General features: G+C 41.2%; 10 protein-coding genes. All 10 read right to left on the bottom strand.

Annotation, left to right across the window (positions count from 1 at the left end):
- Window positions 1–19: 19 nt before the first annotated feature.
- The 10 genes from R8806_RS13585 to R8806_RS13630 all read right to left on the bottom strand — a co-directional run bounded on the left by R8806_RS13585 (window position 20) and on the right by R8806_RS13630 (window position 15,081).
- Entirely contained in the window at window positions 20–1,198 is a 1,179-nt protein-coding gene (locus R8806_RS13585; protein WP_124316900.1) for a TlpA disulfide reductase family protein, read from the bottom strand.
- 44 nt (window positions 1,199–1,242) lie between these two features.
- Window positions 1,243–3,114 carry a thioredoxin family protein gene (locus R8806_RS13590; protein WP_164719645.1) on the bottom strand — a complete coding sequence of 624 codons (1,872 nt, stop codon included), beginning with the start codon at window positions 3,112–3,114 and terminating at the stop codon, window positions 1,243–1,245.
- Between the two features lie 54 nt (window positions 3,115–3,168).
- Window positions 3,169–4,674, bottom strand: coding sequence for a PKD-like family lipoprotein (locus R8806_RS13595; RefSeq protein ID WP_151411716.1), 1,506 nt, complete (start codon window positions 4,672–4,674; stop codon window positions 3,169–3,171).
- Between the two features lie 22 nt (window positions 4,675–4,696).
- A complete protein-coding gene (locus R8806_RS13600; protein ID WP_124316754.1) occupies window positions 4,697–5,374 on the bottom strand; it encodes a DUF4843 domain-containing protein in 678 nt (225 codons plus the stop codon).
- Window positions 5,375–5,385: 11 nt separating this feature from the next.
- Window positions 5,386–6,831, bottom strand: a complete 1,446-nt coding sequence (locus R8806_RS13605; protein WP_124316753.1) for a RagB/SusD family nutrient uptake outer membrane protein — start codon at window positions 6,829–6,831, stop codon at window positions 5,386–5,388.
- A gap of 28 nt (window positions 6,832–6,859) precedes the next feature.
- Window positions 6,860–10,252, bottom strand: coding sequence for a SusC/RagA family TonB-linked outer membrane protein (locus tag R8806_RS13610; protein WP_124316752.1), 3,393 nt, complete (start codon window positions 10,250–10,252; stop codon window positions 6,860–6,862).
- A gap of 182 nt (window positions 10,253–10,434) precedes the next feature.
- On the bottom strand, window positions 10,435–11,589 hold the full coding sequence (locus tag R8806_RS13615) for a FecR family protein (RefSeq protein ID WP_124316751.1): 1,155 nt from the start codon (window positions 11,587–11,589) through the stop codon (window positions 10,435–10,437).
- 120 nt (window positions 11,590–11,709) lie between these two features.
- Window positions 11,710–12,261: an RNA polymerase sigma-70 factor gene (locus tag R8806_RS13620; RefSeq protein WP_124316750.1), complete on the bottom strand. Its 552-nt coding sequence runs from the start codon at window positions 12,259–12,261 to the stop codon at window positions 11,710–11,712.
- 151 nt (window positions 12,262–12,412) lie between these two features.
- Window positions 12,413–13,750, bottom strand: a complete 1,338-nt coding sequence (locus tag R8806_RS13625; RefSeq protein WP_124316749.1) for a MutS-related protein — start codon at window positions 13,748–13,750, stop codon at window positions 12,413–12,415.
- The gene (locus R8806_RS13630) at window positions 13,747–15,081 is read right to left on the bottom strand and encodes a MutS-related protein (protein ID WP_124316748.1); all 1,335 of its coding nucleotides are present in this window, start codon (window positions 15,079–15,081) and stop codon (window positions 13,747–13,749) included. Before R8806_RS13630 ends, R8806_RS13625 begins: the two co-directional genes overlap by 4 nt.
- Window positions 15,082–15,240: the final 159 nt, after the last annotated feature.

Here is a 15,240-nt window from a genome sequence, read left to right on the forward strand (position 1 = left end):
TCCCCCTGCCCCTTTTTTACTACATTCCCATAGCGGGCATCGCCACGCTCTTCTTTTTACCACTAAGTAATTCCTCTAGCTTATCCGTCAATGCCTTTCCCCGCAAATTCTTTGCCACGATTTTCCCCTCCTTGTCCAAAACCAAAATATAAGGGATTCCCGAGAACTGGTATTGTTTCATCACGTCTTTTCCAGCCTTCGGAGCCTGCGCTTGAGTCCAAGGCATATTCTCTTCCTTCATGGCTTTTCTCCAAGCAGCATCATCTTTATCAATCGAAACACTAAAGAATGCCACACCCTTGTTGCTATACTCTTTATAAGCCTCTTTCAAGTGAGGAATTTCAGCCCGGCAAGGTCCACACCAAGAAGCCCAGAAATCAAGTACGAGAATCTTTCCTTTAAAATCCTGCGGTCCTAATTTTTTCTTTCCATCAGGAGTAGGGAATGAAAATTCCGGGGCAACTTTCCCCTCAGCCAAACGCTCTTTTTGAGCTTTCGCCTCAGCCATTTCTGCCTTATATTTCAACAAAGGGGCATAATTCGGATTCTTACTTTCCAAACGAGACAATACTTGTTGCACCAACTCCTCGTTTTCCTCACCCCTCAAAGACGGCAACACAGCTAACACGCTATTCCGGTCAGCATAATGCTCTGCCAAAAATCTCATTCTCGCTCTCGATTCATTGCCCAACATATCGTAAAACTTACCGGAAACTTCCTGCTTTGCCTGATCATCAATCCCCGGAATACGATATACTCCTTGAGAGATACCAATCATTAACTGGTATCCTCGGTATCCATCCCAGTTCATTAAATTCATGACCTCATTGTTCGGTCCACCTTTAATATACACGTAAGGCGGGTTCTTTATTTTTATCTTAGCCGTGTCCTCTCCCCTGAAATTAATTTCCAAATCCTCGTCCTCTGCCCAGAATTGTACAGATTGCCACTTTTGACAGTCCAACGTGTAAACACCCGGTTTATCCACCTTCATTTTGAATTCGTATGTCCCGTCATCTTTCACCTTGCATGAATCGATAATCGTCTTGTCGAATCCTTGCCGTTCAACAATTTCCATATTGAACCGATTATAAGGGAACTTCACTTTTCCCTTGATCGTAATCGTCTTTTGAGCGAAAACACTACTTGTACTAACCATCATACAAGCGAATAACAATAATCTTAAAATCTTTCTCATATTATCTCATTATTAATTCATTAAATTTCGAACAACAACATACCCTATTGTTTAAGCTCTTCTGCCAGTTTTTCAAAATAGGTACGAAAAGACATCATATTCCCTTTCCCTTCGGTCTCTCTTTTAGCAGATGTAGCCGCAGCCTCGTCAAACCACCGAGCAGCCCGTAACCGTAATGTTTTATCTTTACAATTTTGAGTCAATCGCAATCCCCAGTTATATAAAATCAAATCGGAAACTTTACCTTTCTTTAGCTGTACTTCCCCCAAATCAATATATGTTTTCCAATCCTTTAATTTTTCTGCATTTAACATACGGGCGCTTGTAGCAATACTTTCCCATCCCTCTACTTTCGATTTTTTCATCCATTTCACATAACGATCAAAACCTTTCTTATCCAGAACCATTTCTCCGTTTTTCTCATGGACAAACTTATTGGCACCGATGGACCATACCGCAGATAATTTACGTTTTACCGGTTGTTCCCCGTAACGAGAGATAAACTCTGACTGATTAGCATAAACATATTGAAACAGATCACTACTTACATCATTGACGAACTTGACAAATATATTCCAATAAGCCTCTTCATTCAATTTTCCTCGATCCAACGTGGCAAAATAATTTAGGCTCACCTGTTGAGCTTCCTCGCCCAGATTTGCCATATCAAGCACATTTAAATAAGTTTCAATAAACTCCGGCTCCCTATTCCCGCATGCATATTCATGTTGCATAAACGCTACCCCCTTACCATTCAAAGCAACATTTCCTTGTTCCAACAACTCTTTCACGTTCATTCCACCAACCACACAATGCACCATTGCTCCTTCTGTATTGATAAAATTTAATGTCGGGTAGGCCTTCACGTGATATCGGTCTTTCAGCTCTTTTCCTTCCCCTTTCTCCATGTCGACTTTCACGTTAATAAATTTCTCGTTAAAAAAAACTGCCACTTCAGGATCGACAAATGTTGTCTGAGCCATCTGTTTACAAGGGCCACACCAAGACGTATAGCAATCCATGAAAATCAATTTATTTTCCTGACGGGCTTTTTCCAATGCCTGATTCCAGTTTCCCTCGAAAAATTCAATCCCTTTTGCCTTTTTTAAAGCCTCCTGCCCATAAGCAATAAAAGGTTCTGCCTCTGTATAACCTCCTGCCAAATGTACCAATTTCCCATCACCATTCACGAAAACAAAAGCAGGATATCCCCTAGTCCCATACTTTTCTGCTAACTCCTTTTCTTTCCCAAAATCTAATTTCAAATTGATAAAATGTTCGTTATAAAAATCAGCCACCTTATCCAAAGAAAAAACATTTTTCACCATCATTACACATGGTTGACAATAGGCTGTATAAGCATCAATAAAAATCAACTTATTCTCCTTCTTCGCTTTTACCAACGCTTCTTTATACCCAATCTCTTCAAAAATAATAGAACGTTTATTACTTCTCTTCACTTCTGCCGCCTTTACCGCTTTTTGACCGGTTTCCAAGAAAGCTTCCGGCTTCTTAGCCAAAATAAAAGGACTAATAACTCCAAGAATATCCCCATTAGGCATAAAAAAACCATATGTCGGGTACATATTCATCACTAATTTAGGAGCAAATGCTTTACCAGCTTCTGACCCCATATCAATATGAATAGCGATAATATTTTGATCACAAAAATCCCGAATCCCTGAAGAAGAAAATAATTTACGTTCAGCGGCCTCTCTACTTTTTTGATCTTCCAGAGTACGAGCCTGCATCATTGCATCAACCAAAATAATTTTACCTTCTTTTTGCGCCAAATCAGCAGCTTGTTCCCAAGTCAGATCCCGAAAAACAGACTTATATTTTTGAGCGTTTACAGGCGATACAAAACCCATTAACAGACAAACGATAACACCACTTATTAAATTCAATTTTTTCATGTCCCTCATATCTAAGGGTTATGCGAAGATAAGTCCGCATAACCCCATATCCTTTTATCTATAATACATATCTTTTATGATATTGAAACCTGTATATTCCACAGGTGAACTCTCCGCAACACCGGACATTTCATTGAATACAACTTTATAAACCTTACCTTCATTCCCCTTTTGAGTTGCTACAAATAAAATTTTCCCGTTAAAGGTCGCATCCGAAACGTTCGTATACATTTTAATCTGAACAATCTTCTCTCCTTCACCTACAGTCATAAATTCCGAGGCACTTTCACTTCCATAGCGCCAAGTATACACTTTTGAATCTGTCGCATAGAACATGAAATTTCCCCGTGTTCCAAAAGCATAATATTTCGATACCCCCATATCCTTCAATCCATTCAAATTATCACTGGTCAAAGCCACAGGATCCGTCTCCACGAAACTAGCACGGAACAAATAAGGTTCTCCCGAATCCTCTTTTCTCATTACCATACAAGTTTCCCCGTCTTTCCCTTCTCCCATACATACAAACTTCAATGCCGGGTCGATCGCTCCCGTATTAAAAGCCCCTCCAGTAGACACGGGAGCCGTTATCGAGCCCCAAGTTCCAACCGTGATAAAACGATTATTTTTCGTGTCAAACAAGGCAGCACTATTTGCACTTCCATTTATGCGTATCGGGGCTATTGCCGGGGCTGCAGTATAATCATACACACCGGAAGCTGCCACGAATTGAGTTTGCCCCATCATACGGTAAGCCACGGTATATATCTTATAATTATTCACAAGGACCTCAACATTTCCACCATATATATCATAATGCTCCGCTTGGGGATTAATCTGGTCTAAAGTAACGGTAGAGCTAAACAAATCAGTATAACTATCCGCTTTTTCTTTATACGTCGACATATCCAAGATATAAGCTCCGGCATCAGAATAAACATACAAATTAGCACGGGAACTAAAAGGACAGATTGCCATAAAACGTGCATTCTCCATCTTTTTTCCTTCATTATTAAATGAAAAGTAATCTTTTACGATCCGACCATCACCTCCATCAACAATATCTTTATCCCGAATCACCTGAATATCGGCCTTTCCACTAGCATTTTCATCCAGAACCATCCAACCACTAATGGCTGAAATTATAAACTCGAACTTTTGTTCTGTCAACGCTCCGGTTACTTTGTTCCTCACTTTATAAACCAACCAGTATTCCCGGGGCGTATTTATAACCTTATATTCCAGATTCTGAGTCATTGCCAATGTATCGGCCTGTTCGTAATGTCCCGATTGTCCGGCAGGATTTTTGGGATAGCGGAACCAAATAAATTCATAATCAGAAGCCGAAGTTCCCGCCTTGAATTCTACCTCAGGAGTTAGGCGAATAACATCATTCTCTAGACAAACCAGTTTATCTCCATTATCAGTTACGCCGGGAATAGCCTTAATCACAGCCTCCCCGATTTCTTTATAATCGTAATTTCCCTTATCGTCAAAACAGGATGAAAACAATCCTAACGACAACAATAAAGAAAACAAAATGTATCTATATGTATTCATACTATTCGTTTTTCATGATTAATCAATAACCCGGACCAAATTTCATCACTTTCCCATCATCATCAAGCCGAGGATCTGTTTCCAGAATCTTGTTAAACTTATTCATTAAATCCATATAACCAGAACCAAAACTACCTTGGTAAGGCCCTAGATCCAATGTACCCAGTTGTTCAAAAACGAATGCATATTTTGCTTGAGTACATTTCCCTAGCCAATATTCAGCGGCCCAACCGGAAGGATCAATCCATTTCGTGGGATAACCGAGCATTAACTTTACCAACAACTCATCATTCACCCCTCCAACAAAATCCCCACTCGGATCCACCACCAAATCAAACATCAGCGGTTCCATCGTCAACCCCTCACGATAGGCTTTACATTCAATGATCGTATCCAATCTCCCCGCTTCAATAATCACCTCCATCGGCATATCGAAATTAGTCCCGGCCACCGCCGTATGTCCTTTTCCGAAAGCAAGCTTTAACACACGATCCCGATCGGAGACCTCTCCTTGCACGGCGAACTCTATTTTGAATGTTTTCTCTTCGTTCGTCTCGTTACTTACAAAAGTCCCATCCCCATCCACAGTCATATTAATAGCAACAGGCCCCGTGTAAAATTTAATTTCATCTTCTTGACAGGACATGAATAATCCCGAAAAAAGAAAACCCAATATACTCGTAATTAATATCCTTTTCATAGTTCTGATCTTTATTGTTCACGCTGACCTAAATCAATCTCATCATCTGGCATCGGAAGTACATAAACAGCATTTGCGGTGGCAATTATACTTGTGTTCATACGCTTATGGTAGAAAAATACTTGACCTTCACCTATAAATTCACGATAATACTCTCGCCCCAATTCTTCCTGTAATTGATCTTTATCCAGATTTTCCAATTTCATCAATCCGCGATGAACACGAAGAGTATTCAACATTTCCAATGCCTCTCCGATATTAGACTCCTTCAATGCCTCTGCGGCAATGTAATACATCTCGGCAATCCGGATAGCTGGCATTCGATTCCGTTTCGGGGTCACGTAACCTTGTCCTTGAACGTAGGCCTTATCCATTTGCCAGAATTTCGTCAACACGTTAGCGAACCCGCTATAAGTCTCGTAAAGAGCCGTACGATAATCATCCGCCTCGTAAAGTTCTCCCGGCATCAAGCGCTCCATAAGAGGAAGCGATGCTTCCCTAAAATATCCTTTTATATACTCTTCTAACTTCGTCGTATTAAAAGCAAAAAGATGCTCGGAAGAGAACGTTCTATCCCGTAAGTTTGCTTCTGTCGTCGTAATATCTGCCGTTTTTACCCAAGGAAATAATCCTTTCTGCTGTTGAGCTAAAATAACCTCATTAGCTGCACCATAAGCCGCCGTTACATCCTTAGCGTACAAACAAATACGAGCTTTTAATCCCAACACGGCATAATAATTCAAATGGAAATTCCGATTAGCTAAATACCCATTATCCACACCAGACACATCCTCTCCGGTAAGAATAGGATCCGATTTCAACAATTCCAAAGCAGCTTCCACGTCTTTCAAGGCATATTCCACAAACTTGGTTGGAGTCAATTGAGGTGCGATCGCCGGTTTCGCCTCCAACACGTAAGGGATGGCCACCTTAGCTTCTGCGCTAAAATCATACGGAGCAAATAAACGCAATAAATCAAAATGCATATATGCTCTCAAAGCCAAAGCCTCTCCACGCACTACTCCATAATAATCACCCAATACTTCCCGTTTCAAATCGGAATATTGAATCAAAGTATTAACATTAGCAATACCCTCGTACATTTTATTCCAAACAGCATCAATCAGAGCTTTAGACACAACCTGCTCGTAATTATAATTTAACAAATAACTATAAGCACTATATTGGTTACCCAAGTCTGACCCACTGCCCCATTCTTGTCCTAAAACACCAACCATTCCAAATGTCATTTCACGCCCGTACAATTCTGTCTGGGACATACCAATGTAGACTCCGGCTAAAGCAGATTTAAAACCATCCAGTGTTGAGAATAGTTTATCAGCCTCCTCTTCCGTCTTGGGCTTCACCTCCAACCAGTCATTACATGAAGTCGTGCAAAATAACGCAAGCATCACCGCACACACGACTCGTAAACGATATATATTTTTCTTCATCATAACTTCTTATTTTATCACCATTATCAAATTAGAATGTTGCTTGCAAAGAGAATGAACATGAACGTGCAAACGGATATTCAATACCTCTTTCAGCCTTTATCGTAGAGGTCCTGAAAACATCATTCATATAAAATTGCAATTTCAATCTTTCAATTCCAGTCTTTTTCAAGAATCCCCAATAGCGGAAGTCATATCCCACGTTCAAAGAGGTCATTTGCAATTCACGCACATCCTGCACAAAACGAGAGGTCGGACGAGTCAAAGCTGCATAAGGATCAAATTTCCTAAATTTAGCCGGGACCCCGGGAGTCGTCCAACGATCTGTCAGCATACGTTTGTCAACATTATACTGAATATCCACGTTTTCCACCTTATCCACCAATGTCTGGTTATAATACTGACCACCCAATTTATAATAGAATGAAGTGTTCACACTAAAACCTTTATATTCAAAATTAAAACCAAACGTTCCACTTAATTTCGGTTGCTTATCCCCGACAACAACTTGGTTATCAGATTTCCAACCATACGTCATTTTGCCCTCCCGATCAAGGAAGACCTCATATCCTGTAGCCGGATCGATCCCCAATGAACGTACTGCCCAGATGGCATCCATAGACTGCCCTTCTTCATAACGCACTGAAGGTTTCGTTATATCCGAATTATCTTCCAAGTTCGGATTTCCACCTCCACCATTTGCCTTATCCTCATCCCTGCTTTTATTCATCAATGACAAAGCATCTGAAATTTTCGTGATTCTATTTTTATTATGCATTCCAGAGACGAAAACTGACAGATACATATCCTGATCCGTATCTTTTAATACACGGTAATTTACCTTAAATTCAAGTCCTTTATTTTTTGTTTCCCCTAAATTTTCCGTGTAGCTAGTAAAGCCGGCTGAAGGAGGTAAAGATACGGGAGTCAACAAATTCTTCGTATTTTTGACATAGTAATCGAAAGTGATATCCAAAGCATCAAATAAAGTCAAATCCATCCCGATGTTATTATCTTGAGTCTTTTGCCATTGCAAATCAGGATTAGCTAATCCCATCAAGTAAGAACCGATAATATTATCATAGATCTCGTTATAATATTTATAAGTTGCTATCGCTTGATAAGAATTAAAATTCTGAGAACCGGAATACCCCGTTGAAGCCCGGAAACGCAATTGATTAAGCGCACTCACATTTTCCATGAAATGCTCTTTATGCACATTCCACCCGATACCGGCTGACCAAAAATGTCCCCATCTCTTGTCATTACCAAACAAAGAAGAAGCATTAGCTCGATAAGTCGCATCAAACAAATAACGATTGTCATAGGAGTAGTTCGTGGAGATCAAAAAACTTGCCTCACGAGACAAGGACTCAGAACCCGTCGGACCACCTTCTGCATATTCTTTAGCATGAGTAATATAGTCCATCTTATCATTAGCAAATCCACGAGCTTTAAATTCAACATAATTATATTTTCGCTCGCTAAAACTCCATTGTGTGTTGGCAAAGATCACATTCTTACCGAAATCCCGCGAATAGTTTGCCGACAAGTCTGCGTTATACTCGAAATTTTTCCCATTTCCCATCGTGTAAGAACCTCTTTCAAAATATTCTTCTGAATCCGGATCCACATCTTTAAACATCGTGTGGTCACGCGGATAAAAAATCTCAGAATCATCCTTTTTACTGATTATCCCTAAACGACCTTTTAGCCTCATACCTTGAAATGCCAACCACTCGATATAAAAATTATTGGTTACATCCGTATACGTACTTTCATTTTTCGTATTTATATCCGCATTCGTCAACGGATTGTAAATTGGTTTTGTCCCTTGAAAATTAGCCTTCTCATAATCACCTAAAATCTCTTTCACGGAACCATCATCATTATAAGCTCTCCAATAAGGATTCAACTTGGCATACTCGGAAAACGTCCCATAAGGAGATTCTTTCGCTTTGTTAAAAGTGACAGATAATTGCTCAGAAAAGATCAAACTCTTGTAACGATACTGCATATTAAAACCAACAGAAATCACTTCACGACTAGATCCTTTCATTACTCCGGCAACATTGTTATATTGAAAATCAATCCCGTAACGAACAGCATCATCCCCACCTTCAAGTAACAACGTATGCTTGTGACCTACCCCTACCCGTAACGGTTTATTCAACCAATACGTGTTCACTCCCCGTAGAACTTCTTTATAATAAGCCTCGTATTTCTCATCATATCCTTGCTGAGTAATTGGATTCCCGTATTTATCCGTATAAACACCTGCTCTTTTCTCAATTTCTAATTTCTCGGCCGCATTCGCCAAATTATAACTGCCCAAATCTGGAATTTGAATATTTAAGTTCCCAGAATAAGACACTCGCATTTTTCCTTTCTCCGGCACCACAGTCTCTATAACCACAACGCCATTCGCTCCTTTAGAACCGTATAATGCTTTTGCCGTTGCATCTTTCAACAGCGTTATAGAAGCTACCCGGTTCATATCCATATCCATCACCTTCTCTATTGACTGCTCGAAACCGTCAACAATAAATAAAGGTTGATTCGGATTAGTCTGGTATTTATCCTTCATATCCGTGAAACTGGAGGCTCCACGCATTTGAATTTCCGGGGCTCTATTAGGGTCAGAACCGAAATCATTATTTTCTAATACTTGAAATGCCGGATCTATATTTTTCAGTGACTGTAGGATGTTCTGATTACCAACTCGCTGTAATTCCTCTTTTTTAATTGTTGTTACAGCACCCGTATAACTATCAGCCTTCCGAGTAAAAATACCGGTAACCACAACCTCCTGCATTTCCGTCACGGAAGGGGCCAACGTCACGTCTATCTTACTCTGTCCCCTATAAGCAACCTCCTGTGCCTCCATGCCGACAAAAGAAAAAACAAGAACCATATCTTTCGAAAGGGGTACCGTCAAGGCATATTTCCCGTCGATATCCGTCGTTCCTCCCAACGTGGTTCCCTTGATCATAACGGTCACTCCCGGCAACGTCTCGCCCTTCTGATCTTTCACCACTCCGGATAAGGTCACCCGTTCAATCTTCTCGGCCTTCACGGCTGCTTTGCGAATAATAACAACTTGATTACTGGTTAATTCATATTCTAACCCGGTGCCTTCCAGACACTGTTTCAACGCTGCATCAAGCGTTGCATTCTTAATCACGTAATCTTTCCGTTGCACGTGTTTCACGTCATCATTACTGAACATGAAACTCAATTTTGTCTGGCGCTTGATCTCGTCAAATACTTCTGACAACGAAGCATTCTTCATGTCAAGATTCACCCGATCCGTGTTCTGCTGCGCGAATGAAAACGATACTGAAACCAGTACAATCTTCACCGATAGTAGTAAATGGCATAGCCACCGGGGAATAACCCGGAAACACTTGCGTTCTTTTTTCATAAAGGTAATTTGTTTGATTTTACATTAGTCTGTTTTTCTCTTTTTCGTGTCTTTCTGTTTGCGGCAGAAATACTTAGCTTTTCCTTTTTTCTTTTAATTAAATTCCATAACTTTGTACTTAGATTTTACATTAGTCTGTTAAAGACTTACAAGGGGGTGATATTTGCGGTATCACTCTCTTTTTATTTTAGTATTACATTATTTCCATTCACGCTAAATGATACTTTTTTAATCTTCTCCATCAACTCGAATATCTCTGAAACCTCCTTATATTTCATAATATCCATCGTGAAACGTAGCTCTTTCAATTCCGGAGACGAATAGAAAACATTAAAATCATACCAACGCTGTAATTCATCCATAATATCCTCTAAGCGAGCATTCACGAATACCACCCGTCCCGATTTCCAAGCCACGAACTCATCCACGTTCACCTCCCGAACCTCAATTTTCCCCGTATTATCCACTGTAGCTTGCTCGCCGGGAATAATTCGGTGTACATCATGATCACTCTTTACCTCGACGGAACCTTTCACCAGCGTGGTCAGCAACTCATCTTCCTCCGAATAAACTCTCACCCCGAACTCCGTACCCAACACTGCTATATCCGCCTTGTTTGTTCTTACAACAAACTTCCGCTCCGCCTCGTGTTTCACGCTGAAATACGCCTCCCCCGTCAACCAAACCAACCTCTCGCCTTTCCCAAAATGTACCGGAATTCTCAACTCGGACTCCGAATTCAAATAAACAGTTGTTCCATCCTCCAAACGCACAATATACTCCCCACCCCGAGGTATCTGAATCACGTTATAACTATTATCAGCAACGACTGGATGATTACTTTTCATAAAATTCAACGTGTCCTTCATATTAACCAACGTCGCCAACCCATCATTCACACATACGATTGTATCCCCGAAAAGAGACAACTGTTCCCCGCTCGATAGAGTTACCACCGCCTTCGAACCTCCTATCTTGATTTCCTGATTAGCCAAAGGCAAATCTGCTCCCCCACGCTCTGATATGTACCACATAATACCTCCCACCAACAAAGGCAAAGCCAACATAGCGGCAACCCGTAGCACGAATATACGGATCTTGTGACTCCTCTTACCAATAGTCCTTTCCTCCAACCTCTTCCAACCTTCCTTTCTCAGTTCCCGGTTACGATCACCGATCGCACCTTTCAGATACCTCTCGGAATGCAAGCGATCAAAGAAAATACGATTCCCTTCAGATATATTCAGCCACTCGTCCAACCGTCGCTGTTCGTCATCCGTAATCTCTTTGAAAAGAGCCTTAATTATTAAATTTTCAATCTCCTTGTTTATCATCATTCTCTCTTCCTTGACAATCAATAAATGATCATTTCTTACTATCACTTTTACTAAGAACTCCAAAAAGTAAAAATGGTAGTACTCTGAAAAGAACTTTTTTTCAAAAAAGATTTATGATGATTAAATCCCCAAGTACATCATAAAGCACAACAGCCCCTTCAATCGCTCTCGCAGATAGTTATTCGCATTCGTCTTGTGTTTTTTAATCGTAGTGATAGCGATGTGCAATTCTTCCGCAATCTCCTTATGGCTCTTACCTTCCAAGCTCTTCATGTAAACATTCCTGCAAGCATCCGGGAGTTCCTCGAAAATATCATTTATCAAAGCGTATATCTCGGCCTCGATCATCTGGTGTACAAACGATTCCTCTGTCTCTTCCACCTCGAAACCCTCCATACGTTTCTCTTTCCTTTGGGTATCCCGAACATAAGTCAGGCAATGATTCCGGACAACCCGGTACAGATAAGTCTTCAATTGCATCTCGTTCTCGAACCGATCTCCCTTCTCCCACAATTTGACAAAAATATCCTGCAATAGATCACAAGCCACCTCTTCATCCTTCACGTAACGCATAGCGAAATACTTCAAAGCGGTAAAATACTCTTCGTACACCTCTTTAAACTTCTTTCTCTCTGATAAACAAATCAAACCAACCTCAATTTCATTCAACATCGATCTTGCATTACGTTTTGACGAACACAAATATAATCACATTAAAAGTAAAAAAGCGAATAGAAATCAATTTATAATTGCGAACAAAAAAATATCCCGGAAACCATTACGATTCCCGGGATCAATATATTATTCTGAAATCTTTACCAGACTAAGAGGCAACCTCTCCTTTAATAATCTCGATAATCTTCTCGTTATTAATAATAATCATACCATGCTTATCACTCGTGATACCTTGCTCCAGCTTATACGTGTACGTTGGTAACTTACCTTTCATCACGGTCGGAAGATACTCGAACGTCACGTTATTACAACGTTTCCCGAGTTCCTGTCCTACCTCAATGATATGAGTAGAAACCATGAACGCACAGTTCTTTCTCTCCGCAATCGCCTCCGTAACAGCTAAAGTGGCATCAAAAGCATCTTTCACGTTCGTACCCTTGAACAACTCGTCGAAAATCACGATCAAGCGTTTGTCACGACTCACCTCAATAGCAACCTTCTTCACGCGAAGAACCTCCGCATAGAAGTGACTGTAACCCAAGTTAATATTATCCGGCACGTTAATAGACGTGTACATACCATCCTGAATCCGAAACTGCATGGAAGTTGCCGCCACGGGGAATCCCATGTGAGCTAGGTACACCGCGATACCGAACGACTTCATCAACGTGGACTTTCCGGCCATGTTAGCTCCTGTCAAGAAGAACACGTTCTTCGTGGCAGTCACCTCCAAATCATTCGAGATCGCCCCATCAATACGAGGATGGTGCAAACCCTTCATCGCAACCAAGATCTCCCCGTCATCAGCCGCCTCCGCAAAGCAGAATTTCTTCTCTCGGGCCACGCTACCAACCACCACGTTCACGTCAATCTCCTGTAACAACTCTATTACCTCCTTGAAGTTCTTGTGAGAAATACACCGCAAATTCCTGTCAAAACAAATCATATCCATCAAACCGGGATTCTCCCGACGAGAATTCTCCAATAACTTCGCCACCCGGCTATCGATCAACAAAGCTTTCCCGCGTTCCGCGATCTTTTGGAAAGGATTACCGGCCACGTCACGTCCCAACTCGTCAAAATAAGTCCGGGCCTTTCGGAAAAATTCAATCGACGTCACGATACGATCCCGGATAATCCCGAATTCCGGATCATGGCTGATGTAAAACATAGCTTTTGCCCGCATAATTTGCAGCATATTCATAAAAGCACGCTTTCCACTAGCCCCGGCAATATATTGTTCCACGACATCAAACTCGTCCTTCCCGAAAGGAAAACCAAAATCATGATCTCTAAAATAACGGAACACGGCAGAACGCTCGTTGATTGACTTCGCATCTGTCAACGGATGCAGGAACATATCCTCCATCTTTCGTTCACCTCCCCGGGTGATCGTCCCGACATACAAACTGTAAACGGAATTATTCTTGTATTTCCCCAGAAGATTCAGATCATCTAGGGTCTGTTTATCTGTCTCAAAACTCATGCTTCTCCATTTTTAATGATTTCAATAATATGTTCGTTATTCACGATCATCATACCATGACGATCATCCGTGATACCGGGAGCCAGCGTGTAAGTATAAACAGGCTTACTTCCCTCCATCTTGGTCGGCAAATAAACGAAATTAATATTATCACACCTTTCCTTCAGTACCTCTCCCGCCTCTATAATATGAGTCGAAATGATAAACGTGCAATTCCGGATTCCGGCAAAAGCCTCCGTCACCGCAACCGTCGCGTCGTAAGCATCTTTCACGTTCGTACCGCGGAACAACTCGTCAAACACCACAATCAAATGCTGGGTTTGTCTAACCTGTTGTGCCACCTTCTTCACCCGCAAAACCTCGGCATAAAAATGGCTATATCCCATACTCAAGTTATCCGGCAGGTTAATCGTCGTGAACATTCCGTTTTGAACGGAAAATTCCATTTCCTTCGCGGGGACGGGAAATCCCACGTGAGCAAGGAAAACCGTGATACCAAAACTCTTCATGAAAGTCGATTTCCCGGCCATGTTCGCTCCCGTCAAGAAAATCACGTTACTATTCTCGTCCACCGTGATCGTGTTACCGACAGGATTCGTAAGGAAAGGATGGAATACACCTTTCATAACCAACGTGTTCTTGTCATTCGGGTGAGCTTTCGCGAAAACAAAACCACGTTCTTTCGCCACGTTGGCCACCGCCATGTAAACATCCAGCAAATAAACGTAATACAAAATCTTCATCAGCTTATCCCGTTCCTCGAAACGCAACACCCGGTCGTAAACCACCGCCTGCTCGTAACCCAGTTTCTTCTTTCCCTTCTCGGAAACATACCAGGACCACTTCTCGTTACCCAGTAACCCCCGTAAACTAGCCGTCAACTCCGCTATGGTCTTGTTACCAGCATCCGCCTTGGAATTCTTCAAGAAGGCATCCAGCGTGTTCAACAACTCTATACAACAAACAATCCCGTTGTGGATTTGGGTATACTCTGTATCAGTCCCAACGAGATTCTTGAATTTCCGTCCTAACGTGTTATCCTGCGTCATCAGCTGTGTACGCCTGTCCGTGTTACCCAAATAGAATTCCATCGTGTCAAAAATCTCACCACGAAACGGGAATTCTGCCTCAATATCACGATAATAACGAATCACATCACTCCTCTCGTTAATCTGGTCTGCATCCGAAAGGGGATATAAAAACATCTCTTCAAGAATTTTCGCACCACCCCGCGTACGGGTTCGGTTGAAAATATCATAAACAGACTTCGTTCGGTTATTCCCGAAAATAGCCAGATCATCCAACGTCTGTTTGTCTATTTTAAAGCTCATCCTGTATGAATTAAAAATTGAAATTGAAAATTAAAAATGTACATCCTTACAAATATACATATTTTAATTCTCTTAACTCCCTAAATTATAGAATCTTTTTTAATACCATTACAATTTATGATCGGGTGATTTCTAATTACCCGATCATAAACTCAGCAT

The organism is Butyricimonas faecihominis (genome assembly GCF_033096445.1).
Taxonomy (GTDB): Bacteria; Bacteroidota; Bacteroidia; order Bacteroidales; family Marinifilaceae; genus Butyricimonas; species Butyricimonas faecihominis.

Bases quoted from the DNA above. Each gene is read 5' to 3' on its own strand.
- R8806_RS13585 (WP_124316900.1), bottom strand. From the start codon at position 1,198: ATGAGAAAGATTTTAAGATTATTGTTATTCGCTTGTATGATGGTTAGT.
- R8806_RS13590 (WP_164719645.1), bottom strand. From the start codon at position 3,114: ATGAAAAAATTGAATTTAATAAGTGGTGTTATCGTTTGTCTGTTAATG.
- R8806_RS13595 (WP_151411716.1), bottom strand. From the start codon at position 4,674: ATGAATACATATAGATACATTTTGTTTTCTTTATTGTTGTCGTTAGGA.
- R8806_RS13600 (WP_124316754.1), bottom strand. From the start codon at position 5,374: ATGAAAAGGATATTAATTACGAGTATATTGGGTTTTCTTTTTTCGGGA.
- R8806_RS13605 (WP_124316753.1), bottom strand. From the start codon at position 6,831: ATGATGAAGAAAAATATATATCGTTTACGAGTCGTGTGTGCGGTGATG.
- R8806_RS13610 (WP_124316752.1), bottom strand. From the start codon at position 10,252: ATGAAAAAAGAACGCAAGTGTTTCCGGGTTATTCCCCGGTGGCTATGC.
- R8806_RS13615 (WP_124316751.1), bottom strand. From the start codon at position 11,589: ATGATGATAAACAAGGAGATTGAAAATTTAATAATTAAGGCTCTTTTC.
- R8806_RS13620 (WP_124316750.1), bottom strand. From the start codon at position 12,261: ATGTTGAATGAAATTGAGGTTGGTTTGATTTGTTTATCAGAGAGAAAG.
- R8806_RS13625 (WP_124316749.1), bottom strand. From the start codon at position 13,750: ATGAGTTTTGAGACAGATAAACAGACCCTAGATGATCTGAATCTTCTG.
- R8806_RS13630 (WP_124316748.1), bottom strand. From the start codon at position 15,081: ATGAGCTTTAAAATAGACAAACAGACGTTGGATGATCTGGCTATTTTC.